Source organism: Bacillus sp. FJAT-28004, assembly GCF_001280845.1.
Lineage (GTDB): Bacteria > Bacillota > Bacilli > Paenibacillales > Paenibacillaceae > Pristimantibacillus.
This window is the reverse complement of the sequence record NZ_LGHP01000002.1, coordinates 145,255-170,482: the sequence shown is the minus strand read 5'-3', so window position 1 is coordinate 170,482 and position 25,228 is coordinate 145,255. Positions and strand designations below refer to the sequence as shown.

General features: G+C 45.9%; 21 protein-coding genes and 1 pseudogene. 5 read left to right on the top strand and 17 right to left on the bottom strand.

Annotated features, from left to right (window positions below; all coding sequences use genetic code 11):
* Window positions 1–49: 49 nt before the first annotated feature.
* The 6 genes from AC787_RS23125 to AC787_RS23100 form a co-directional block, all read right to left on the bottom strand.
* Window positions 50–835 (bottom strand): sugar isomerase domain-containing protein, encoded by a 786-nt coding sequence (locus AC787_RS23125; protein WP_054027337.1) that lies wholly within the window; start codon window positions 833–835, stop codon window positions 50–52.
* A gap of 31 nt (window positions 836–866) precedes the next feature.
* On the bottom strand, window positions 867–1,691 hold the full coding sequence (locus AC787_RS23120; protein WP_152970736.1) for an SDR family NAD(P)-dependent oxidoreductase: 825 nt from the start codon (window positions 1,689–1,691) through the stop codon (window positions 867–869).
* Window positions 1,633–2,739, bottom strand: coding sequence for a Gfo/Idh/MocA family protein (locus tag AC787_RS23115; protein WP_054027335.1), 1,107 nt, complete (start codon window positions 2,737–2,739; stop codon window positions 1,633–1,635). Before AC787_RS23115 ends, AC787_RS23120 begins: the two co-directional genes overlap by 59 nt.
* A gap of 31 nt (window positions 2,740–2,770) precedes the next feature.
* The gene (locus AC787_RS23110; RefSeq protein WP_054027334.1) at window positions 2,771–3,727 is read right to left on the bottom strand and encodes a phosphotriesterase; all 957 of its coding nucleotides are present in this window, start codon (window positions 3,725–3,727) and stop codon (window positions 2,771–2,773) included.
* Between the two features lie 33 nt (window positions 3,728–3,760).
* On the bottom strand, window positions 3,761–5,047 hold the full coding sequence (locus AC787_RS23105; protein ID WP_054027333.1) for an FAD-dependent oxidoreductase: 1,287 nt from the start codon (window positions 5,045–5,047) through the stop codon (window positions 3,761–3,763).
* Between the two features lie 75 nt (window positions 5,048–5,122).
* On the bottom strand, window positions 5,123–6,040 hold the full coding sequence (locus AC787_RS23100; protein WP_054027332.1) for a YhfZ family protein: 918 nt from the start codon (window positions 6,038–6,040) through the stop codon (window positions 5,123–5,125).
* Between the two features lie 176 nt (window positions 6,041–6,216).
* Between AC787_RS23100 and AC787_RS23095 the strand changes: the two genes are divergently transcribed.
* Genes AC787_RS23095 through AC787_RS23085 form a run of 3 tightly spaced genes read left to right on the top strand, consistent with a single transcriptional unit; the run spans window position 6,217 to window position 9,502 of the window.
* The gene (locus AC787_RS23095) at window positions 6,217–6,930 is read left to right on the top strand and encodes a polyphosphate polymerase domain-containing protein (protein WP_054027331.1); all 714 of its coding nucleotides are present in this window, start codon (window positions 6,217–6,219) and stop codon (window positions 6,928–6,930) included.
* Window position 6,931: 1 nt separating this feature from the next.
* Complete coding sequence (locus AC787_RS23090) at window positions 6,932–7,648, top strand: DUF4956 domain-containing protein (RefSeq protein WP_054027330.1); 717 nt, start codon at window positions 6,932–6,934, stop codon at window positions 7,646–7,648.
* Window positions 7,649–7,666: 18 nt separating this feature from the next.
* Window positions 7,667–9,502: a CotH kinase family protein gene (locus tag AC787_RS23085; RefSeq protein ID WP_054027329.1), complete on the top strand. Its 1,836-nt coding sequence runs from the start codon at window positions 7,667–7,669 to the stop codon at window positions 9,500–9,502.
* Between the two features lie 87 nt (window positions 9,503–9,589).
* On the opposite strand, the gene AC787_RS23080 is transcribed toward AC787_RS23085, so the two are convergent.
* The 11 genes and pseudogenes from AC787_RS23080 to AC787_RS23025 all read right to left on the bottom strand — a co-directional run bounded on the left by AC787_RS23080 (window position 9,590) and on the right by AC787_RS23025 (window position 23,409).
* A complete protein-coding gene (locus AC787_RS23080; RefSeq protein WP_054027328.1) occupies window positions 9,590–10,315 on the bottom strand; it encodes an MOSC domain-containing protein in 726 nt (241 codons plus the stop codon).
* A 224-nt stretch (window positions 10,316–10,539) separates the two neighbouring features.
* The gene (locus AC787_RS23075) at window positions 10,540–11,535 is read right to left on the bottom strand and encodes a PfkB family carbohydrate kinase (protein ID WP_235561098.1); all 996 of its coding nucleotides are present in this window, start codon (window positions 11,533–11,535) and stop codon (window positions 10,540–10,542) included.
* Window positions 11,529–13,031, bottom strand: a complete 1,503-nt coding sequence (locus AC787_RS23070) for a glycoside hydrolase family 32 protein (protein WP_152970734.1) — start codon at window positions 13,029–13,031, stop codon at window positions 11,529–11,531. Before AC787_RS23070 ends, AC787_RS23075 begins: the two co-directional genes overlap by 7 nt.
* Window positions 13,032–13,050: 19 nt before the next feature.
* Window positions 13,051–13,206: a GH32 C-terminal domain-containing protein gene (locus AC787_RS35425; protein WP_161807576.1), complete on the bottom strand. Its 156-nt coding sequence runs from the start codon at window positions 13,204–13,206 to the stop codon at window positions 13,051–13,053.
* Window positions 13,207–13,605: 399 nt separating this feature from the next.
* A pseudogene (locus tag AC787_RS33385) lies at window positions 13,606–14,378 on the bottom strand (transposase); the annotation flags it as partial.
* Window positions 14,379–15,523: 1,145 nt separating this feature from the next.
* Window positions 15,524–16,411 (bottom strand): carbohydrate ABC transporter permease, encoded by an 888-nt coding sequence (locus AC787_RS23050; RefSeq protein WP_054027323.1) that lies wholly within the window; start codon window positions 16,409–16,411, stop codon window positions 15,524–15,526.
* A gap of 18 nt (window positions 16,412–16,429) precedes the next feature.
* A complete protein-coding gene (locus tag AC787_RS23045) occupies window positions 16,430–17,386 on the bottom strand; it encodes an ABC transporter permease (RefSeq protein WP_054027322.1) in 957 nt (318 codons plus the stop codon).
* A 123-nt stretch (window positions 17,387–17,509) separates the two neighbouring features.
* Window positions 17,510–19,000, bottom strand: a complete 1,491-nt coding sequence (locus AC787_RS23040; RefSeq protein WP_054027321.1) for an ABC transporter substrate-binding protein — start codon at window positions 18,998–19,000, stop codon at window positions 17,510–17,512.
* Between the two features lie 33 nt (window positions 19,001–19,033).
* Entirely contained in the window at window positions 19,034–20,698 is a 1,665-nt protein-coding gene (locus tag AC787_RS23035; protein ID WP_063847663.1) for a response regulator, read from the bottom strand.
* A complete protein-coding gene (locus tag AC787_RS23030) occupies window positions 20,699–22,468 on the bottom strand; it encodes a sensor histidine kinase (RefSeq protein WP_054027320.1) in 1,770 nt (589 codons plus the stop codon).
* A complete protein-coding gene (locus AC787_RS23025; RefSeq protein ID WP_054027319.1) occupies window positions 22,468–23,409 on the bottom strand; it encodes a helix-turn-helix domain-containing protein in 942 nt (313 codons plus the stop codon). The genes AC787_RS23030 and AC787_RS23025 overlap by 1 nt, the downstream gene beginning before the upstream one ends.
* A 164-nt stretch (window positions 23,410–23,573) precedes the next feature.
* Here AC787_RS23025 and AC787_RS23020 point away from each other — a divergent pair, with 164 nt between their 5' ends.
* Both AC787_RS23020 and AC787_RS23015 read left to right on the top strand, forming a co-directional pair.
* Window positions 23,574–24,866, top strand: coding sequence for a DUF455 family protein (locus AC787_RS23020; protein ID WP_054027318.1), 1,293 nt, complete (start codon window positions 23,574–23,576; stop codon window positions 24,864–24,866).
* A complete protein-coding gene (locus AC787_RS23015) occupies window positions 24,863–25,177 on the top strand; it encodes a 2Fe-2S iron-sulfur cluster-binding protein (protein WP_054027317.1) in 315 nt (104 codons plus the stop codon). The genes AC787_RS23020 and AC787_RS23015 overlap by 4 nt, the downstream gene beginning before the upstream one ends.
* The last annotated feature ends 51 nt before the right edge of the window (window positions 25,178–25,228 follow it).

Genomic DNA, 25,228 nt, shown 5'->3' with positions numbered 1-25,228 from the left:
ATGATATAGCCTTCTGATGGCTGCGCCGATTGCACCGGCCCGCTTACGTTTACAGATAACGGGTTTTCGCCCAATAATCTTCATACGATCCTTCGAACAACTGCTTGGCCTTCTCTTCCCCGACGACAAGGGCGCTCGTGAGCACCTTCGGCGGTCGGCCCAGCTCAGTCAACTTGTGTGCAATCTTGCATTTGATCAGATTAACGATGACGGTGTTGCCAATAGTGGAAACGGGGCCTACCGGCGTCTCCAGATTTTCGATCTTCACCATGGCATCCCCGGGAATCGCACAGTTGTCGATAACGACATCGGCCAATTCATAGAGCTTCTTTCCGGAAGAATGTTTAGCCGGGGACAGCTCACTATGCGCCAGGGAGGTCACAGCGATAATCGGAATGCCCCGATCTTTCATCTCCTGGGCAATTTCGACAACGACTTTGCCTGTCCCACTGTGGGAGAACACGATGATGCTGTCATGCTTCCCGTAATGAAAATTTGATGCAATCACTTTCCCGAAGCCTTCCACATTTTCCAGATACATCGCCTGCCGCTGCCCATTAGAGCCGACGACTGCATGATGATTCGTAAGAGACAGCTCCACCATGGGATGAAAGCCGGCAAAGCTTCCGTACCGCGGATACATCTCTTCGACTGCCATGCGGGAATGACCGCTGCCGAACAAATGGACGACATTGTTGTTGACCATACTGTTCATGCAAATGTCGACAGCCCGGTCGATGGCGTCCATTTGAAACGTTTCGATTTTTTCGATGACCTGCCGAACACCATCCAAGTAATTGCTGACATATTCAAAATCGTGATTCGTATTGCTCATTCTTCATCTCCCTTTCTAGATATACATCAACTTATTGGGCGAGCCATCCGCCGTCCACCGGAAGTGCAATTCCCGTAATGAACTTCGCTTCGTCCGAAGCTAGAAACGCGATGGCCGCCGCAACGTCCTGCGGGTAACCCACATGCGGGGCGAGTGGCTGGTAAAACGTCAGCGCATCCCGAATTTCATCGTTCGTGACTGCTCGCTGCGACATTGGCGTATCCAGAAGCCCCGGACATACCGTGTTGATTCGGATTCCGTCCTTGGCATAATAGACCGCTGCCGAGCGGCTCATCGAGATGACCGCCCCTCGGCTCGCTGCGTAAGCGTGTGTGGTAAAATGATCCTGCGTCCCCAGCATACCGAGAATGGACGAAATGTTCACGATCGCCCCAAATTGCTGTTTCTTCATGATGCGCAGAGCCAGCTGATTGCTGTAGTACACACTGTTCAGATTGTTGTTCATGACCATATTCCAGCCCTCTACGGTACACTCGTGGAGTGGACCGTCCCCCCATCTTCGCCCGCTGATTCCGGCGACGTGAACGAGTATGTCCAATGTCTCCCAGCTTTCCATCAATTGTTCATAGATTGCTGCAATCGTTGCATAGTCTGAGGCGTCTCCGCTGAACGAGCGGACGGTAGCGTGTTCAGTCGAATGCGCCATCAGTTCGTCTTGGGCCGCATTCGCTTTCTGCACGTCTCTTCCGATGACGGCGACATTTATGCCTTTTTCCAAAAAAAGCTTGGCTGTCGCCAGACCGATACCGCTCGTGCCCCCTACGATTATGGCGTTTTTAGGCATCATTTCCACTCCTTCGTATATTCGATGTAGCGGATGTAACCGTTTCCGCAATTGAAATCGAGCGTTTTTCTTTAAGCGATATGTAGCAGGCTTCCATCATAGCCATCGTCCCCAGATTGTTCCGTCCACTGATGAACGACTCCTCGCCGGTCGACAGCGAGCGGAACATTTCGTTCATTGTATATTTGAAGGCTCCAGGGAACCAGCTTCCTTCAAGCTTCGGCGATTGCCAACGGGAATCCGGTTTTCTGGATAAATAGGACATCTGGCTCGGACCGCCAGAGGGCCAACCGATGTTAAGCCGGATGACTCCTTCTGTGCCTTCGATTTTATAGAAAACACCAAACCCTTCCTTGTCCCAAGTAAAACCGTCATCCCATGCCGACGCCAGCATCCCGGTGTCGTATTCCAAGATATACGAGGATGCGTATTCACCGCGGGAGCTGCCCTCCGGATGAGGAATCGCGCTGGCGAACAAGCGATCCGGCGCCCCGAACCAGTAGCGGAATTGATCCAAATGATGAATGCTCATGAATAGAAACATCAATCGTTCGTACTTCTTCTGATACTCCTGCCAATGCGGCTTGTAGCGCATTTCGATCGTGGCATAAACCGGCTTGCCAACAAAACCTTTCCGAAGCAAATCCTTTGTGGCCATAACCGCCGGATCAAACCTCCCGTTCTGGTTGACGATCAGGTGGACGCCCGCCTCACGGCAAATACCCACGACATCAACCGCTTCCTGATAAGTCGAAGCGAGCGGCTTTTGCGCCAGAATATGCTTGCCTGCTTTTGCCGCCATGACGATCAGTTCCGGTTGAATATGAGGCGGAACGGCAATATCAACAATGTCGATCGCAGGGTCCTCAAGCAGCTCTCGAACCGAATCATACACCTTCGGGATGCCGAATTCGGCCGCCGCAGCCGCTGCGCTCGCCTTTGTCCGCGAGGCGATTCCTTCAACACGGAACCCCGCCTCCCGATAAGCGGGGAGATGACATTCTTTAATAATAAATCCGCTTCCAATAATGCCTATTCCGTAAGCGGTGTTCGCGCTCATCTCGGGAATATAGTCTAATTGCATAATTTCCTCATCCATCGTTACTCCTCGCCGCCTCTTCCATTTGCGCTTATTTCGAAAATGAAAACGCCCGTGCAGGATTATGAATCATAAACTTGGCAATCGTTTCTGCGTTAAGTCCGTTCTTCATCAAGCGCGGTATAAAGGATTCCGCCAGATGAGCCATGCCGGGACCTCCGCCGTATGCTTTCCAATAAGAACGAAGTGCAAAGTCAGTACCGAGCAGGATCTGGTCCCCGAAGCCAGCCTCCACAACTTTCACGATCAAGTCAATGATCATGCTGTCCGGCCAATATTTGATCCGGGACGCATTGTCGTATTCCAGGAAGACGCCGCTCTCCAGCATAGCGATATGATACTCGAGGTCCGGGTTTCGGTCCGTATGGCAAATAATAATCGAGTCCGCCGGAACGCCCAGATCGGTCATTAGCCGAATCTGTTCCAACCCCATCGTACCTTCTTCCGTATGGGTCGAGATAGGTGCCCCGGTTATGCTCTGAGCTTCTGCGACGGCATTGAACAATTTTTGCGACACGGTGCTGATCCGATTATAGTCCGATGCCCCCTTTAGCAGTCCCGCACGCGCCTGTATGCGCTCCACGATCGGTCCGTTGTAGCTGTGACGGTCCATCCCTTCCATGACTTCTGCTACTAGCAGGTCGCAGATTTGACGTTCGGAGTAGTGATAAATCCAGTGAATATCGTCGTAATACATCGGCTTATGGAATCCCGTCGCGGCTATGACATGCGTATCCGTGTTGGAAGCGATTTCAACAAGTTTCTGGGGATGCCGGCCGCAATCGAGCGGCATCATATCGACAAAGGTTTTAATGCCGTGCTGCTTCACTTCCTCCACTTCCTTGCAGGCCGCCTCTACACTGTCAAGCAGCAGGTCGCTTTTCTTCATCACTCCCAGACCGCCGGAAATAATAAGATGCTCATGCGCATACACCATGCCCAGATTCGCGGAATCGACGTCGCCTAGCACCGTTCTGACTTTTCCCAACTTTGTCCCTCCCACTCGAAGACCTGATTAACTTTAATCGATAATAGCATGCTGCTCTTTAAGCTTGCGCCTGACCGCTTCTATATCCAAATCGGCGAAATTGGATTTAGCCTTCGCCGCAAGCGCTGCTGCCGTACCTGCCGCCTGGCCCATAGCCATCGCCTGCGCTGAATTCCTAGCCGATGCCTGCGCGCCGTGTGTAGCGGAGAGGCATCGACCAGCAACAATAACGTTTCGCAGCGCGGTTGGGACAAGGCAGCGGTACGGAATATGATAATGCCCGCCGTCCAATACATAAGCCCAACGTGTGCCCTCGCCCGGATGATGATCCTCGATCGGAGCAGCGCAGCAGGCGATGGAATCCGCGAACTTACGGCCGTTGATGACGTCTTCCTCGGACAGCGTATAATGTCCTTCGATTTTGCGCGTTTCGCGTACGCCTATATACTGGCTCGTGCCGATCAAGAAGGCGCTTTCAAATCCCGGCATCTGTGACTTCAGGAAAGCGGCATACTGCTGCACCTGCTTCCTGCCTTCGATCTCGGCCTTCGTCAGCGCAAAGGGATCGGTGGCGTCGATGTTTTTAACCCGCACCATATTCGCTTGTATGACACCGGGATTCGGCGTCCGGTGATATGAACCGTCTTCCCGGGGGAGCGTAAACTTACCGCTTCGATTCGCTTCCTTCATACGCTCCACCATTTCGTTATGGCTTATCGCAGCCGCACGCTCCAGATCGACGTTACCCATAAAAAAAATCGTGCTAAGCGACTGGTTCGGCTCCAACTCCGATCCGGCGTTGAAGCCTCCTCCCGCACGGGCTACAATATCAGCGTCTCCCGTCGTGTCCACAAAAACCTTCGCTTTTACTTCCGTCAGTCCAGCTTTGTTAGCAAGCCAGACGCTGTTCACCCGGCCGTCCGATGCTTCCACATGACACGCCGTCGTATGAAACAGAAGCCGGCTGCCGGCTTGCAAAATCAGATCCTCGTAAGCGATCTTCAGCGCCTCCACATCGTAGGTCAGCCCCGTTCCAGCGCCGTATGTATTCAGCCGCTCAAATAGCTTGTTCTCCCCGCGCAGCCGTTCCACAATCTCGTCGGGGATGCCGCCCACGACTTTTCTCGGGTTCTCGCCAGGCGTATAAAATCCGTAAAAGGTATCTACACCCGTTGCTGTCCGGGAGCCTCCAAGACAATTCTGACTCTCCACGAGCAATACGTTTGCGCCGTTTCTCGCCGCCGCCGCTGCTGCCATAACGCCCGCAGCACCCCCGCCCAAAACTACAATGTCAGCTTCTTCCGTATGTCGCTTAATCATGAATGCCTCCATTCTCTTCTCCGCTTGATGAAAGGTTTGCCGATTCTCTAAAGTTCCGAATCTGACGGTGCCTGATCAATACGCCGGGGAACGCTTGCGCGTAATAACCTCCTGTTGGATCTTTCCGATCCTCCCGGCATCGCACTGATCCTCGAACAGGGCAATGATATCCTCACGAGCTCCGTCGACTACAAACGCAGCCGCCATATTTTTCTCGTTTTCCGTTCTTGGCGTTTCCACCTGCTGGACTGCAAGAATATCGATCAGCGCAGTCGGAACGAGCTGGGTGCTGTGCCAAATGGCGGCATCGATAACGCCGTCCGCAATTAGATAAGGAATGTTTCCGTAATGAACATTTGTTTTCTCGTTGCCTGAGAATATTTCGTCCGACAGGGTAATGTGGTCGTAAGAAGTCGGGTCGAAGCCTATCCTCCACTCGGTTATGTCCGAAGTTACATCCTTTCTCCGCAAAATAATCAGATCCATATAATAGCTGTTGTTTTCCATGATCGACACAATCCGTAAATGCGGATGCTCCGCGCAGACTTGCACCGCAGACATATGCGACATAATCACAAAATCGCACTGCCCTCCGAGCAACTGCTTTACTCTGATGGTCCCGCCGTTTTTGTATGTCAGACTGCATGTGATGCCCTGTTCCATGAACATCTCGATCAGTCCGGACGCAAGACCTTGGAATTCAATCGTATTCGGAAGCGGTGACGATCCGACCAGCGGTCCTTGTTCCGTCATGACCCATAACGCCGACATATCCTTCTCCAAAAGAAGGGTTCCAAGCTGTCCTTTCGACTGTAGTTTAATCGCGCCCGTTTCCTTGAGCACACTCATCGCTTTATCCACAGTGCCGAAGCCGACGGAAAACTTAGCCGCCAATTGAGGCGTAGTGGGAATCTTCGTACCTACCTTGCATGTCATCAGCTCTCTAGCAATGCTTTTGACTAAATCGGCTGATTTGGAGTTTAAATTTTTCATATTTTCAGTATACGGAAAATTGAAATTAAGTCAATCCCCTATCGATGTTCTTTGCAAAAATGTCTGAATCATTGCGTTCAGCGATCTTTCAGCCAGCCTTAAGTTAAGAATAAGTAAAGGCCCGTACAATAGCATTTGTAAGCAACAAGGGGCCTGAACAAGAAAAGAGGTGTGAAATGAATAAAAATCTGAGCTATCGCAACGAATTGAAATTTTTCATTAATTATCATCAATACTTCATCATACGACAGCGGCTGAAAGTTCTGATGCAGCAAGACAAGCACGTCGGCCCGACTGGAGAGTACCATATTCGGAGCCTGTACTTTGATGATATTAATAACAAGGCACTGCATGAGAAGCTGGCCGGCGTTCGGGATCGGGTCAAGTACCGCATCCGCATCTACAACGGTCAAGACAACGTCATTCACTTTGAGAAAAAAATTAAATTCAAAGACTATATCGCCAAGGTGAAGGAGCCACTCACCAGGAACATGTACGACAAGCTGATGGCTGGCGATTTCGATGTGCTCAAAGAGCCGAACAAGCCGCTATTAAACGAAATCCACGACGAAATGAGCCATAGTCTGCTGCGGCCGAAAGTCATCGTCGATTATGTCCGGGAGCCTTACGTTTGCGATAACGGCAATGTGCGGATCACATTCGATAAGGAGCTGCGGACCGGGCTGCATGCTGTCGATATTTTTGACCAAAGCCTAGAGCCTATTCGCGCCCTCGATAATGACCTGATCATTCTTGAGGTCAAGTATGATGCCTACATTCCCGCATCTATCAAAATCGCGTTGCAGCTTGAAGGCTTAAATCGGCAATCCGCTTCAAAATATGTCATTTGCCGTAAACATTTGAAATTCAACACTTGGGAGGATTATTAAAATGGAAACAACAACTACTGCTGCTGAGACAGCTGAAACTACTACAAACTTTGCCGATATTTTAAAAAATTCAGTCATGGACAACTTCACTTCGGACATTAGCCTATCGAAAATTTTAATTACGCTAGGTGTCGCTTTTCTGCTTGGCTTCTTCATTTACTTGCTTTACAAACGAATATTTAGCGGTGTGCTATATTCCAAGAGCTTCAATGTTTCACTAATCGGCATGACGATGATAACTGCTGTCGTTATTATTGCCATTAATTCCAATCTTGTGCTGTCACTCGGTATGGTCGGCGCATTATCCATCGTTCGTTTCCGGACACCAATCAAAGACCCTACTGATCTGATCTTTCTGTTCTGGGCTGCAGTGGCAGGAATCGTTACAGGCGCAGGTTTCTTCACACTAGCAGTAATCGGCTCTGTTGTCGTTGGCCTTATTCTGTTCTTCTTCGTCAAAGGCGGTTCCGTAGAATCTCCCTACCTGCTAGTTGTGAACTGTGATAGTGATGCAACAGAACAACTCGTTCATAAACAAATAGGTACGCTAGTGAAACGTTATAACGTGAAACAAAAAACAGTAACACAAGGCAATATTGAAATGACACTGGAAATTCGTCTGCATGATGAAACAGGCCGATTCATTAATCAATTGACGGAACTGGCCGGCGTTCGAAATGCAGTGCTTATTAGCTACAGCGGGGATTATGTATCTTAATAGTCAGGAGGAGTTCCGATGAAAGCGAAAGCTCAATTAATTTTGCTGTGCTTTTGCTCCATTCTCCTGATTATCGGTTTGACGGGATGTAGCGTAGGCGGTACTTCCTTCAACCTCTTGGGCTCAAGTAAAGCAGCGAGCGCAAATAAAATATCAGCGGATGAGCAGAAGCTTGATGAAACCATTTTCCCAAAGAATAAGATTGTTGATGTTAAAATAACGATCGATGAAGACGAATTTCAAAATATGCTGGACAACGCCAGCTCGGAAGAATACAAAGAAGCTTCCATTGAATATAATGGTCAGAAGTTTGACAACGTAGCCATTCGAACGAAGGGTAATCTCAGCTTGAACAGCGTCGTTAGAATGACAGATTCCGATCGCTACAGCTTTAAGATATCCTTCGATGAGTATGTCAATCAAACATTTGAAGGTATAAGCAAAATCAATTTAAATAATAACTACAGCGATGCTTCCTATATGCGCGAGTTTCTATCGTATGAGCTGGCTGAGCAAATGGGGCTTCCTACTCCGAAATATTCCTATGTGAATGTTTATGTAAATGGTGAGCTCTGGGGCTTTTATTTGGCTGTTGAACAAATTGGCGATGCGTATCTTGAACGGAATTTCGGCAACGCTTATGGCGCGCTTTACAAAGCAAACGGCGGCAGCGGCAGCGAGCTGAACTGGCTTGAGACCATAGATTCCTATGCAGGCCTCGATCTGAAGTCCGATAAATCAAATGATGATATTTTGCTGGATATGCTTGATGAACTGAACAACGGCTCCAATTATGAGAGTGTGCTAGACGTTGATGAAGCGTTAAAGTTCATTGCTTTAAATGCGGTAGCCGGCAACTTTGACAGCTACCTGTCCGAGAAGAAACATAATTATTATTTGTATGAGGATGATGGTATTTTTAATATTTTGCCTTGGGATTATAATATGTCATTTGGCGGGTTCGGAGGCGGCTCAGGTGTACTCATTGATGAGCCCACAACGGGCGCAGTAGCCGATAGACCGCTTATTAACAAGCTGCTTAAAGTAGAGGCGTATAAGGAGAAGTATCATACCATCGTCGCAAGTATGCTTGAAGGTTATTTAGCAGAAGATACTTTCAAAGCACGGGTAGCTGAAATAAAAGATATGATCTCTGACAATGTGAAGGCAGATCCATCTTCCTTCTACACGTATGAGCAATATGAGCAAGGCATCACTCAGGTCTTATCCTTTAATTCACAGCAAACCAGCTCGGTTGCACAGCAGCTTGCCGGCACAATTCCTTCTTCGGGGGACGGATCAGGCAGCGGCAACAGCGGGATGGGAGGCGGCGGTTTCGGCGGTAATCGACCAAACACCCAGCAGGGTAATTCCCAAACCACAACAGCTAACAGCAACGTTGCTGCTCTTGCCGGAGCAAAGCAGCAAGGCGCAGGAATAACAGCAACTAAAGAGCTGCCAACGCAAGAAGCTGGCGGAATTGCTGCTCCTAATGGCCAAGCCACACAAATCGAAGCTGGCACCGCTACACCTAACGAGCAAATTCCTCAAGACGATGCGGGCACCACTGCACCTAACGAGCAAATTCCTCAAGACGATGCGGGCGTTGCTCCACCAGACGGTCAAATACCTGGTCAGCAAGGAGGCATGCAAGGCGAGTTTGGCGGCCAAAGGCCAAATGGACAAGGCGGCATGGGAGGTATGGGCGATATGGGTGGAGGTTTCGGCGGTCCAGGCACTCAGCAGACTCAGGTGCAAGGCAGCCCTAAGGAAGCTGCCACAGTTGGAATCACACTTATCATCCTGCTTCTCTCCTGCGCATTCATCGTCTTTTACAAACGTAAACGGCTGTAAATATTCGAATTCAGAAAAGATCGCTAACTCTTGCCATAAGGCACTCAGTTAGCGATCTTTTGTCTGTCTACAATATTCGCATGTCGGTCAGTCAATCAGAACTAGCTTCTCGCCAACACGAATATGTCCCGTTTTCTTAACAGAAGCATAAACCCCAAAGTTTAAACTCATCTCTGTGTTAATTTTCTTCAACAAAGAGGCGTCACGTTCAAGCGTATCCGGATCAAGCGTAACCATAGAGCAGCGATCGCAGTACTTATCCACTTGCAATTCCGCGCTGCCCACAGCTATGCGTTTACCAATCCAATCCTTTTCGCCAAAAGCGTTCTCGTCTACGGTCACCAGTATATTGGCTCTAAAGCGCCGCTCATCCAACTGCTTTCCCCATATCTCTTCAAGCTTTTTCAGGCTAGTGTTCGTAATGATGAGGATGCTGCCTTCATCCACTGCTTTAAGGTCGGGGCTTTCTATTTGATAGCTGCGCATCCGCATCTTCTTCTTGGAATACTTCTGCATTTCTACTAACAAATCATCATCCCAGCTAAAAGTCTGACCTTCTGGAGACGTTATTTTCACTTGGGGATATTCTGAATCCTTGTTCTCTTCGACGAACCGCGCTTTGTAAGCAAGCATCGTCGGAATTTCTCTTGCAGTAAAGAAGCTATCCCAGCCTTCCTTGGTTTCGTCAAAAAAAGCATAACAGCGGTCGCCGACTAAACCGTATGTATCAATTTCAGCTATATCCAGGCTCTCCCCGGCAAATGATTTAATTGGATAACGGTTTATGCCACTGATTTCACCAATTAACGTCAAACGAAAAACCTCCTCTAACTCTATCTATCCCGAATCACAAATCATCCAATTTCACCCAATCACGCATAACTATCATTATAGTATAAACATGAACTACACGCGATATAAGCCAAACCACGATTCGTTACCGATAACCTTTCGGCTTTTGACTCAAAAAAGAGCAATAAGCGCGAATTCGCGCTTATTGCTCTTCACCCTACTGCATACTAAGACTAATCAATCACTTACGCATTCGCGAGAGACATAATTGCTTCCAGCGTCGGCATGGAAGGGATTGCCCCTTTGCCGGTCGCAGCTAGCGCGCCCATTGCGTTGGCAAATGAGAGCATCGATTCCAACTGCTCAGCCGTCCACTCGGTTTGTGCAGCTCCACCCTTGTTAAGAAGGGTATACAGAATACCTCCCAAGAAGGCATCACCAGCACCCGTTGTATCTTGTACTTCTACTTTATAGCCACCATGTGAAGCTGTTGCTTCGCCTGCTCGGCAATAACTCCCATCAGGTCCAAGTGTAACAAACAGCAGCCGCAGCGATGGGAATTGCTCTACCAGCTGCTTCGTTCCCGTATCGAGGTCGCTCGTCCCTGTTAAGAACAAAAGCTCCTCCTCCGAAAGCTTCACCACATCCGCATACTGGAGCCCTTTTATGATACGTTCTTTCGCGATTTGTTCATTTTCCCAAAGCGATATACGCAGGTTGGGATCATAAGAGATGAGCAGCCCTTGGCTTCTCGCATAAGCAGCAGTACTAAGCGTTGCTGTCCGAGACGGCTCATGAGTCATCGAGATCGAGCCATAATGGAAGATTTTCGCGGAATCGATCAGCTCGCGGTTTACATCTTCCTCACGCAGCATATGGTCGGCACCGGGTTGACGGTAGAATGAAAAGGAACGGTCACCACTTGCATCCAAATGGACAAAAGCAAGTGTCGTTTTTGCCTCTAACGTAAGTTTAAGCCCCTCCGTCCCAATACTTCCTTGCTCCAGCACATCTGTCAAATAATGACCGAATGCATCCTCGCCTACCGCTCCAATAAAAGCGGTTCTGCGATCCAGCTTAGCCAAGGCAGCCAGCACATTCGCTGGTGCTCCGCCTGGATTTCGCTCGAACAAAGGCTGTCCCTGATCCGATACACCATGCGGCGTGAAATCAATCAGCAGCTCACCAAGCGCAACAACATCCAATTCTTTAACGATTTCAGCATTATCATTTGTTACCAAATTGAACCCAACTCCCAAACATCTAACTTTTCAATCTTCGCCGCACCACCACGAGCGAAGAAGGAGATACCCGCATCATCTGGTCTCGGATAAATCCGATTTGTGATCGCGATACGGCCTTCATCTGCAAATAGCTCAATAGAAGAACGATCAAGAAACAGCCTAAGCTGCAAGCGTCCGTCTGCCAGCATTTCCAGAGGTGCTGCACTAATTCCGCCATCGCCTGCTCCGCCAAGATTGCGGTCCATATATACCTTTTGCTCGCTTATGGAATAGCTGATTTCCGTATACGCTGTCCCATCCTCTGAGCTGCGAACACGAATGCCAACCTCTGTCGCATCTGTGCCAGCCAAATCAAAAACGATATCCATTTCGATTGAATCTCCTTGAACGCCATCTATCATTACGAGTTTATCGTCTGCTAGAACTACATCAGCCGCAGTAACATGTTGTCCACGCAGCGCGGTGAGTTCCGGCACCGGATTGCTTCGCACCGTTCCATCTGCTGCCAGCGTCAGCTCGCGCGGCAGCGTCATTCCGCCAAGCCAGCCATGTGCCTGCTCTGGCATCGTAGCTCCCCATATGTTCATCCAAGCAATCATAATTCTTCTGCCTTGATCATCTTTCAGAGTCTGCGGCGCATAGAAATCGAAGCCGTAGTCGATTTGCCCAACATGCTGCTTCTCAAAGCGGCAGCTATCGTAATCGAAAGTTCCTGACAAATACAAGTTTTTGATAGGTGCAATATTCATTGGGGAGATAAGCAGAGTATGCTGATTTCCTTCTCCAAGCGGGAATAGATCTGGACATTCCCACATATCCCCCATCGTACCATCGCTCTGGGCCGCAGCACCTTGATATTCCCAACTGAGCAGATCGCTCGACGTGTAGATGATTCCTTTGCCAAGTCCATCTTTACCATAACCAACAACCATATACCATTTGTCTTCATGCTTCCACACCTTCGGATCACGGAAGCCAAACCGCTGTGCGTCTGGTGAATCGCCAATTACCGGATTAGCTGCGTACTTATGGAACGTCACACCGTCCGTGCTAGTCGCCAGAGATTGCACCTCTTCTGGTATTTTACCATCAACATGTCCAGTATAAATGAGCGTTAATACCCCGTTGTTATCCACGGCGCTTCCTGACCAACACCCTTGTCCGCCATGCTCCCCTTTGTCGTAATCCTCAGACGGTGCAAGCGCAACCGGCAAATGCTCCCAGCGAACCAAATCCTTGCTTCTAGCATGTCCCCAATGCATTGGCCCTTGTTTCGCTTGATAAGGATCATGTTGATAAAACAGATGATAATGCCCGTCAAAATAAATCATACCGTTCGGGTCGTTCATCCAGCCTGCGGGCGGCATCATGTGATAATGAAGCCGGTATGTATTATCCATCGTTTTTACATTCACGTTTAGCGCTTCTTCAGCCTTTGCGATAAAAGCCTGATGAACATCATGTTTGCTTGTCGTATTCCCCAACCCACTCACCTATCCTCGCTCGTAATTTTTAATCATCCCAAATCGATCTCATCTTATCATTGCTTATCTCTTGAAACAGAGCTGCTCCTCCGCTCGTAAAAAAATCGAGTCCGTTGCCGTCAGGTGACGGGTATAACCATGTTGTAAATATCGATTCACCCTTATCTATGAACCATTCTACAATAGATTCCTCGGCGAAAGCTCCGTTTTAATATATTCGGAGCATCTATTATTGAACGTTAACTCTAAAAGATCCAATTTTTATTCACGGCCAACCCCCGAATTCATTTTCCCCGCTTTCCCGCCCTGATTATCAGGGTGCAAACCTATTGAATTACTGCTGCATGACCAATATATCAGAAAGAAATCTGTACTAATTTCACTATGCTCGGGTTCGGACTTTCAAAGTTTTTGGTATCTGAAGACGCAAAAAAAAAAGATGACCCTATCTTGCATGAGGCCACTGAAGAACTTACGATTCTTTTGCGTTTGAATTATGATATGAAAAAACACGACCCGGTTTTCCGTTTTTTTGGAATACTGAGGTCGTGTTTTTTGTTGAAGCCCTTTTAGAGCTTGTTTCTTAATTCTTCAGTTTCACTATCCTCTTTTGATTTACCGCGAATATGGCCATAGCGCCTTGTAATTGCATGCCAATTAGACCCGAGGAAGTTGCTACATTGTACCCGTGTCTGTGTTTTAGTTCACTGTTCTTTGCTTCAATCTTGTAGCGTTCCTTCGCTTTTGCTTTGAAGTATTCGGTTTCCTGAAACGCCATCTGTTCGGCGTGTTCGTCAGACTTAATGCTGACAGAGTAGGTTTTTCTTTTTGCACCTTCGGTGTAGCAACCTTTTTTAAACGGACACCGTTTGCATACTTCTACATCGAAGAAGTATGTTTCGATTTAGTTTCTTCCAATTCCTTTTTTTCCATGCCGAGCTTTTCGAATGGCCATGTGACCGGCTTTACATACTTACATTCCTGCATCTTTGTTAATGTCTGTAGTTTTTTACCGTCATTCTTTTCTCCCGTTGTAACAACAGCGGCTGTAATAATCCGTTACTCGGTTATGACAATGCGGGTCTTGTAGCCGAAGAACGAGGAGTCCGCGCTCTTATGTCTCACCTTAGCATCATGATCTTCCGAGATCCGCAGCTGTTCTATGTCGTCTGCCTCCGCTTCTTTCAACAGGTTCAACGGTTCTTTAATCTTCGGGAGCTCGCAATTGCCGCCTTCTGCTTCAAGCACTGTGATGAGTTTTTGGCAATAAGTGATTTCGTCTTCAAGGATATCCTTGGTGTTCTTGACAGGGAATTTGGCTTTCAGCGACTCATCTGCCTTGTATACGGCTTGCTTATTCATGCGCATCGTCTAGTCATGGACATAGGTTCCGCTATTTGTGCAAATCACCCCATTTTAAAGGTTTTGCGGACATAGGTTCCGCTATTTGCTTTAATTCCGTGTCATTCCGGGTGAAACTTCACAAATAACGGCTTTTATGTCCGTAATAATCTCACAACCCAGTTGGATTATAATTTAACGGAACTGATGTCCGTTAAGACTGCTCGAAACCTCGGCTCCCCCTCCGCTCAGCCCCTCCAACACAAAAAAAGACCACTTGTGAGGAAGTTTTTCTCTTTTTTTTGGGATTTCGTGGAGTCATCTTTTCGTTCTTCTTGCCTTTCTAACGCGGTTTCTTGAGTCTCCGTTTGTTAAGGCCGGACAAGTGGGCGGAGGGTGCTAGCCACAATCATTTAAAGAAGTCTTAGAAAGTACGTACTCCGGGCGTTGCTTATGGAGTAAAGTCGCTAAGAATGGCATAGATGGGCATCATGCGAAGTTGTCTCACCCAATCGTCAACGCTAGTGATGTGTTGTTTAACCATGAGTAACAAGCTTCGAGGAAGGTCGGCGGGACCAAGCGGTTGCTTACCCGTTTTCTTGGGTGAATAGCGGTGCTTCATTAGTGAAGCCATCTTAGAAAGATCGATGGACGTGATCCAGAAAATCTGGTCAGCAAAGAAGTCTTGCAAGAAAGCCTTTGACGAAGGGTATATCCGGTTCAATTGTTCTGAAACAAATCGACGGTACTCATCGTGCGAACGAGCTAGAGGAATCATCAACATCACCCAAATTTTACAAGATAGGCAGTAGGAAATGCCTTCTTAGTGATTATTGAGGTGCTTTGAAAAAGTCAAGAGGAAGATGTGTTCCCACCCAATTTTGGGGGTGAAACAATAAAAAGCCCTAGCCGTCAGGCCAGAGCTAGCGCGGAATCTTTGATTCCGAGAGTCTTATATCAATAAAAAGGGGTTAGTAACATCATACCCTGCTAACATTAGCGGAAGATGAAGACGTTGTTACAGAAGGGTTACATTTTAACATTGGAATTGTAAATTAGGGACTTATGAATGGTGAGGGAAAATAAACCTTGCCGTTCGTTTCGGTATCCTCGCTTATCAAGATTCTCCTAATCACGAGTGGAGAAGAAAAACTGAACAATTATTTGACTGAGCCAATTGTAATGCCTTTGATGAAATATTTCTGGAAGAACGGATACGCGATCATAATAGGCAGAACCCCTATCACGGCAATCGCCATACGTACCGATGTGCTTGGGATTTGGGCAAGCTCTTGGCTCGCGTTTCCAGCAAGATTGCTGTTGCTCGTTAAGAACTCAATATCCGTTATCATTTTGTTTAGAATCATCTGAATACTGAAGTATTTCGAATCCGTTATATAGGTTAGACCGTTGAACCAATCGTTCCAATACGTAATCGTTTGAAACAAACCGATCGTCACCATAATCGGCAGCGATAGCGGAAGCACAATGCGGTAGAAAATTTTTATTTCGCTCGCTCCGTCAATACTCGCGGCTTCTATCAGCGCAGATGGGATCGAAGTTTTAAAGAAGGTTCTCACAAGCAAAACGTTAAATCCGTTCATTAGCAATCCTGGGACAATCAGTGCCCAAATCGTATTTTTGATGTCAAAAATTTGCGTATAGATCAAATAACTTGGAACGAATCCTCCATTGAAAAGTAGCGTAAAGAATACTAGAAACGACCAAAAATATTTGAGCGGCATGTCACTTCGGGACAACGGATAAGCGAGCATGGAAGTAATCGCAAGACTTACAGCCGTCCCAATGACCGTTACGAGAATAGTAATACCATAAGCTCTGCCGAGCTCGGATCCATGATGCCACAAATAATCATATGCATCTAAACTGAATTCCACCGGAAAGAAGGAGTAACCGTGCTGAATGATACTATCTTCACTCGCTATGGAGGACATTATGAGAAGAATGAAAGGAATTAGGCATGCGATGGATAAGGTCATCATGATGCAGCTGGCGATCCACTGGTAGCTTTTATTTTCAAATTCCATAGTTTACCCCCCTGCCAATTAGAATAAAGCATTCTCTCTATTTACTTTTCGAACGATATAGTTCGATAACATAACGAGAACAAAACCGATGATCGATTGATAGATACCTGCTGCGGAAGACATACCGATATCACCAGTTGTCATCAGAGCGCGGAATACATATGTATCGATAACGTTGGTTGTATCCGCTACTGCTCCTGAATTCATCGGGACTTGATAGAACAATCCGAAGTCGGCATAGAAAATGCGTCCGATTGCAAGCAGGGTAAGCATCGCGATAACCGGTGTGATGAGTGGAAGCGTAATCGATCGGATTTGCTGCCACCTGGATGCGCCGTCTAACTTTGCTGCTTCGTAGTACTCCGGATCAATACTAATGATCGAAGCCAAGTAAATGATGCAAGACAACCCAATAGATTTCCATAAATGAACAATCGTTAGAATGAATGGCCAATATTTCGCTTCTGTATACCAAGAAATTTCACTAATTCCTAACATCGGCAGAATGGTCTTGTTCATAAGTCCACTATCAATACTGAATAGCGCATATACGAGATAACTAACAATAACGAAGGAGATCAAGTGGGGTAATACGATGATACTTTGATAAAAGCGGTTAAGAATTTTGTTGCGGATATCATTCAACAAAAGGGCAATCCCGATGGAGAGGATCGTCCCGATCACGATAAATACGATGTTATACATTATCGTGTTTCTCGTAATAATAAAGGCGTCCGAGGTCTTAAACAAATATTCAAAGTTTTTAAAACCAACCCACTCACTGCCGAGAAGCCCCTTGGAATAGTCGATGTCTTTGAATGCGATGAACATTCCGAACATCGGCAAATAGTTGTTGATTATGAGATATAGTAACCCTGGAATCATGAGAAGAAATAAAGGGAAATATTTCTTTAGTTTCTTAAATTTCTTTCTGTCTGGTTTTTGCTTTATCGTTATTTGAACTGCTCGTTCCATTTCCATCACTTCCATTTTGTTAATAAGATCTCTGTAATCCGCACGGTTAAAGCACACAATCCAATCTACTAAACGGTAGAATGGATTGTGAACATAAGATTATCGGATACATTTCATATTTAACTATTTGACGTTATTCTCTTTCACCCATAAATCCAATTGCTTTTGCTTCTCCTGAATAATTTTGTTAATTCCCGCATCTTCAAGCTTTTTCAAAAATTCGGGAAGCGTTTTGTCTACATCCAATACACCGACCTCCAGAGGTAATCGGTATTGCTCCAGCACCGCCATGCATGCTGCAACTTCTGCTTTCACCGGATCAGCGTCAAATGAAAAACCTAGAGCTTTCGATCTGAGGGCTGTTTGGTTAAACTCTTCTAGTTTTTTGTAAATTTCCGGATCATCGCCTTCGAAAACATACGACAATAATTGGTTGCCATGCATCCAACTGGCACCGGAGTATCCAGCATTATTGACGTCCACGCCATCCGGATACTTTATCACGTTCTCTTGACCATTCAATTTCACGTAGTGCTTGCCTTCAATACCCCAGTCAAACAAGTTCACGATGTCTTTATCGGTATACATCAGATTCAAGAATTGGACAACTTTTTCAGGCTTTTCTGAATTTGCTGCTACACCCAACACCACGTTCGTTACTGTGCTTGTTTGCGCAGTTGCAGGAATTACTCTGACGGCGACCATTTCCTTGCCGATTGCCCGGCTCTCTTGAGCTTCAAATCCAGGTTTCATATGCGACATAGCGCCTGCAATTTTGCCTGCTTTAATAAGAGTTATATTCGATTCTTTGTTTTGAGCGGCATCCTTCAAAATGTAGCCTTCTTGATACCATTTTCTCATCGTCTTCAGAAACTGTTTATATTCATCCGTAGCGAACCAGTTAACAACTTCAAAGTTCGTTTGACCGTTATTCATCAATACTCCTAGAGAGTTATCTAGTGTGTCAATTGAACCGATACTACTGGGTTTCATAGCTACCATATTTGGCTCTTTTTCTTTGATGATACGGAAGATCTTCTCTAAATCCCCAAACGTTTTCACTTGACTTAAATCAATGTTGTGTTTCTCCACCAAATCTTTTCTAATTTCATATCCATGATCTTGTGCCATATCGCGAATACTAGGCACACCATAACTTTCACTCTTAATTTTGGTAGCGTTGTAATACTCTTTTCCCAGAGCATCAATAATGCCTTTGCCGTTCTGCTCCATGATCTTGCCAATCGGATAGAGTTTCCCATTCGCAACTTGGGTACTGTAGTTGAACATTAGAAACAAGTCAAGCTTCTCGTCGCTTACCATCATCATGTTGATTTGGTTATCCATTGTGCTTCCGTTGATCGGTAGTAATTTTAGTGTTACATTAATTTTCTCCTTGGTTATTTTGTTGATTTCATCTTGTACCAATTGAAGGTCTTTCGGAACGCTTCCCCAAAAAGGGAATGCGTAAACAATCTCGTACGGCTCTTCACTTACGGCATCAGTGCCCGTATTCCCTACGTTTTTGCTTATGTTACCGTTGGAGTTGCCGCTACAGGCTGAAACGAACAGCATCAGTGACAAAAGAAGAGTTATCCAACCAATCTTTTTCATATTAATCCCCCACAGCTTGTAATTTCGACTCGATTACTTCGAATCTGTTTTTAGTATAGCGCTATCATTAGAAGCTTTCTGCTCCATTTTCGACTTGTCGTTTGTCCGATTTCGACTAGTTAGCTGTCGATATTCAATGGGATTCATATGGGTAAGTATCTTAAATCGCTTAGAAAAATGTGACAGATTCGAATATCCAACATGGGCGGCAATCGCGCTCACGAGCATGTCCGTTTTGGAAAGGAGCTCTTGCGCGATTTTGAGACGTTCCTGTTCCAGATATTTCGTCACAGACATTCCGATCTCATTCTTGGAGACTCTGTCCAAATAATCCGGGTTCAAAAAGAAATGGTTCGCGATTTCTTCCCGGGACAGGTCCTTTGTATCCAAATGGAGTGAAATATACTTGATGACTTTGTCCATGATGGATTGTGACTGCTCTACAGCCGTTGCATACTGCACTGCTTTGCTGACCATGTGATTAATCCATGTGATCATATCTAACACAGAACGGGTCGCACGAGCTAGTAGATCCCTAGAATACGTATCGCTGAACAACTTCCGGGCCTGGATGCCTTTGAGCTTGAGAACGAAATAAACCATCTGTAGGAAATCTTGTTGGAAATTATGCAGCGTCTTCGCGTCCATACCCTCCGTGTTGATTAACCGTTCGAGAAAGGTCTCCGCTTCGGCGATCAGTTTTTGTTTCAAGTTCTCTTTAAGCATAACAGACCATAAGTTCATATCTGGCATCGGGATCGCGACGCTTTTTGTAGCTTGCTTACTTAATATGTAAACCTTATTATTGTGAGCGACATTATTCTTTTCCATAAGGAATAACTGTTGAAACATCTCTTGCAGTTCATGACTGTATACTTGATCTCCGATATAGCAGGAAAGATCGCAATAGAAATAATGGTTGCATGACGTGATGTATGATTCGCAGCTTTTTTTCAGCTTTTCGAAAGTCAACTTGTCTTCAAACGGCAATATAGCAAGCAATTTTCTTTCAGTCAAAGAAATGATTTGGAAGTTCCCCAGATCAAGAATCATCTCTTCGGCACTATTTCTTAAAGCGAATTCCAAAATCTTCTCTTCGCGCATATTCAATTCTTTATGATATCGCTGCACACTAATTAAGATCGGTAGTATGATTAATTGATCCACAATAGGAATATTTCTTTCCATGGCAGCCTTTTTAATCGCCTCGGGGTTCGAAGGAATGGTTTGATGAATGATATCTAGCCAAAACCGTTCGGCAAGAAACGGCTGATGCTGGAACCAATATTGTCCGAACTGGTTGTACTGCATCATTTCACTCTCTTTATTGATTTTATCGATGGCTTTAGCGACAATGTTCGCCATATCATCGGGCGGAACCGGCTTCAACAAGTAATCGAAGCTGCCTAACTGTACAGCCTGCTGTGCAAATTTAAAATCGGCATGACAGGTCATAATGATGGATACGGTCTTCGGATAATGATCCCTTACCCAGGCTATTAGCTCCAGCCCGTTTCCCTGAGGCATTTCGATATCACATAACATGATGTCAATCGGATGCTTGTCCAATGTTTCTTTTGCTTGCCGGATATTATAAGCGGTAAAGAGGGACGTAACGCCAAATTCCCCCCAATCAATAACTGTTTTTGCCGCTTCCGCGACGATGATTTCATCATCCACAATAAGCACTTGTAGCATTTAAAACACCCTATTTCTTATATCTGGTTGTAAAGGCAGCACGATCTCGATTTCAGCGCCTGAAGGAGCCGCATTTGCAAATGAAACTTGTGCGCGGTTCTGATACAACAGTTGAAGCCTTTGCTGAACGTTCCATATTCCGATACGCTCTCCTTCTTCGTTCACAATGCGCTTGCCTTTATGAATCATCCTCAGAACGTCGTCATTGAAACCCTTTCCCGTATCTGTTATCTTGATGAACAAACAGGGCTCCTCAGCACGATTATACAATTCAACCCGTATCGACAGCAGGATAGGCTCATCCATTGTAACCGCATGCTTAACCGTATTTTCTACAAAAGTCTGGATGACTAACGGTGGTATGGGAGTTGAAAGCAGAAACTCAGGAGCCTCAATCTCGCAGTTCAAATAATCAGGAAATCTTAACTCCTGGATTCGGATATAGTTGCGTACATGCTTCAACTCATCGTTTAAAGAAACATAATCCAGATTATTCCTAAACATATAACGGAAATACTGGATTAAACATAAGGACATTTCTTCAATAAGCACAATATTCTTCGTCCGTGCAAGCGTATACAAAATATTCAGCGAATTCATGTAAAAATGTGGGTTAATTTGCAGCTGCAAATGCTGCAGCTCAGCCTTCTGTTTATTCAGTTGTTCCTCATATACATTGTTTTTCAAATCTTGAATTTGGGACATCATATTGTTGAATGTATCGTTAACGATTTGGAATTCGTTCGACGTTGAAAACGGTTTAATCCGGACGTCCAGATTTCCGTCCCTAATCTGTTTCATCGCTTGCAGCAATCTTCTAATAGGAACAAGTAATGATTTTCTCAAGAGCAGAATACAAATTGGAAACAAAATGACCGCCCCAAGAAGCATGAAAATAATGATTTTTCTCAGTTTCGGCAAATTCTCAAGTATTTTCTCATCCGGTATAAACGCATATAAGCTGAACTCTCCTTTTGAGGAATGTTTGCCGACCGCTAAATAACGATTCTTCGTTCCGGTTAGATAATAATCGTGAAGGTTCTGACTCAATACAATACTATTATTGTGTACAAATTCAGGGTTGACCATCGGCTCGCCGCGGTCGTTCACAAACAAAGATGCACCTTTCTCGCCAATATTTATTAATTTGAGAGGTATCATTAAGTTATCCATTTTGATCCATGCCCCTACATAACTATCATCTTGTTTTAGCAGGCGAAACAGGTAATGATTGGCTTCGAATTGCTTCACAAACCAGCCTTTTTGATACATTTCTTTTGGATCGGTATCGGTTTTATCCATCTGTTCGATAAATGTCCTTACGTTTTGCCTCTCCTCAAAAGTTGTTTTTGCTGAAGATGATCCTATATAATCCTGCCCGGTGGTAGAGTAAATAAAGAAGCCGTCTATCGGTTGATAGGATAGAATGTTCGTTATCTTGTTGCTTAGTCGTGTAATGGCCAAATAATAACGGTCCGAGTCTTTTGTAAAGTACTGTAGGTCTTTCCGGTCTGCACCCTCTAGCATGAGATTGATCAAATACTCGTCGACAACCTCTAAACTATTATCGATCTGTCCCATGTATAGCGATATTAAGTTTTTGTTGGATTCGGCAATTTGACTTCGGACGACATGAACGGCGTAATCACTCAAATAAATGAGCAGGGAGATCAGAGGGACGAGGATGAGTAGTATGACGATGACCAGCTTGAAGCGAATTGAGTTCCAGGAAAATCTCGGAATACCATCGATCATTTTCTTAGCACCCATTATAATAACTCCTTTTCAGTGATGTCATCATTTGATTTTATCGGATGATTAGAATATTGGTAAAGTTGGTTCCGGTATTTTAGAGGGGGTAAGCCCACGTTGTTTAGGAAAAATTTACTAAAGTGCGCGGGAGAAGAAAATTCCAGCTTTTCTGCGATTTCAGTAACGGTTAACTCCGTATTTTGCAATAGCTGCTTAGCTGTTCGGACTTTAATCTTCGTTAAGTACTTACGAGGTGAGATTCCGTATACTTCTTTGAAGCAGCTGCTCACGTAGGAGCGGTGGAAGCCGGTTTTTTCCGCCAGTTCATTAATTTGCAGTCGTTCTCCCGAATGCGATTCGAGCTGGAATGCCACTTCATGGGCAAGGTTGATTTGTGCTGGACTCATGGAGCTGTTTAAGTAAACACTCGATTCCCTGGTAAAGTGCTCCGCAATTAAACAGATCAGGTCAATTACGCGCATCTGCATCCGAAGAAGCTTCACGGACTGCTCCATCCGATTGTCGACATACTCTGCTAGATCGTTATGATGTATCAACAGTTCTTTAAATTCATCCAGGAAATCCCTGACTCGTCGGCTGACGGAACAAATGCCGTTATCCTCCTGACCGGACGGAATATGCGGATTCGGAACAACCTGAAATATCGTCTGTACTTCCTTCATATCCATATCAAAATGGAACACAAAAAACTCAGTGTCTTCTGTAAGCTCGGCGGTATGGTGAACGTGGCCGTACTTGATGATGAGGGAATCCCCTTCCTGCAGTATAAACGACTGCCCATTTACCCACTGCTCCATTCTCCCGGAAGCGCAGTAAATAAATTCAAACAAGGAGTGCTTGTGATTGGGAAACGACCACCCTTTGGGAACCTTGGCATAATGCATCCATTCCATGAGGATGGATGTATATAATTTCTGAATACTAAAAAGTTGCTCCACCACGATCCCTCCTACGAAAAAAATGAAAATATGAAAGAATTCATTCAACAAATATATAAGAATTTACAACATTCGTAAATGGTCTTCTTTCATTCAGACTGCTATCATGAAGAAAATCACAAGTCAATAAAATAACACAGTTCATAACTAAGGGGAAATGAGAAATGACACAAGAGCAGGTTCTTGTAATGGGAATGCCCGGGAAACGTACTGTGGATGCAGCATCCGAAATGATTAAACGGCTGTATCTTGTAGAGAGAGAATTGATGAGGACGCTTGGGGGCTACCATGTAAACATTGCCAATTGGGAATTGAAAAAGCAGCTCCCGCGCCATATATGGCAGGATTCCTTGCGGGCTGATGCATTAAGGACCCGGGTACTAGAGATGAGATATCCGCGGAGGGACGTGGATCAAGAGCACGATCCGTATTTGTCGAAATTTCTCTCTTCGTTAATTAGATGCAACAACGATGCGGAGCTAATCACCGCCGTATACTTCGTTACGAAGGAAGCGTTGATCGAAGCTTATGAAACATATCTTCGGGACGCCGATCCGTTGGATGATGCGCCGACAGTTGAGTTCATGAGCCGATTCGCTCCGCAAATCCGGTCCCAACTGGACGAAATCAAAGAGCTTTTCGCTCAATTGCAGGAAACCGCTGCCGGGAAAGAAGTTCAAGCATGGCGGGAAGCCCTGCAGCTCTCCTTAAAGAATATCGGCGGGTTGCTCGGCAAAGATCAGAAGAGCGGTGAAATCACACAGGAAGTCAACGACCGTCCGGAATATATCCCGCCGACTGTCCCGCGGAGGGATCCAAGGTTTATTTCCGCCGTTTACCATATGCCGCCGAAGCATCCCGAAAAATTCATCGAACGGCAAATATGGCAAGGAATCAATCATGTCAATGAAATATGGGCTGCGGAGATTCCTTTGTTCGTGTTGTGGAAATGGAATGGCATGCCCTGGGAATTTTACTTGGATTGTTCCCGTTGGGCATTCGACGAATCAAGGCACTGCATGATGGGAGAAGAGCGGATGAAGGCTTGGGGATTCGAGGTCGGCATTGATTATCCAGTCGTAGCAGACCACTACATCGCTGCGAGTGTCAAGGGAGAAGTGGGTGTGTTGGCATTGCTGCATGCATTCGAGTCGGGTGGTCCGGGTTGGAAAGCGGGACTGAAAGCGGAATTCGAAGCAGCCGGAGATACGGCAAGCTCCCAGGACTTTGATTACGATTGGGCGGATGAGAGTATCCATCTTGCTTACGGACATAAGTGGGTGCTGCATCGTCTGAATGGAGATTTGGATGTATTGGAAGATTTGAAGGAAGAGATGCTTGAACTTTGGCAAGTCTGGATGGTAAGCAAGCATCAAGAGTGGGACTATGAACCGTTTAATAGCCGGATACAAGCGAAAATTGTGGAGATTGAAGCTAAGGCTGGTAAGGTTTCATGAATGAATTTAATGTCAAAATTCAGCCCTCCAATCAAACATTTACGGTCGGCCGTGAGGAGCTGATTCTCGATGCGGCCATCCGGCAGGGAGTTCGGTTGCCGTATTCATGCCGCAATGGAACGTGCCGAACATGCTTGATCGAGGTGAAAGAAGGAACCGTTCAACCGGTAGATGCAGACCTCTGTATGATTTCTGTTCAAGAGCTTGAGTTGAACCGTCGTCTTCTATGTATGAGTCTATGCCAAAGCGACGCCGTCGTGGAGAGAGTACAGCCTCGACGGAGCCGGACTTCCGCTGAGTCCGCACAATAGATCATGGTACAGTGACATTATTCAACGGCCATGCCGAAAATCCAGACCTCT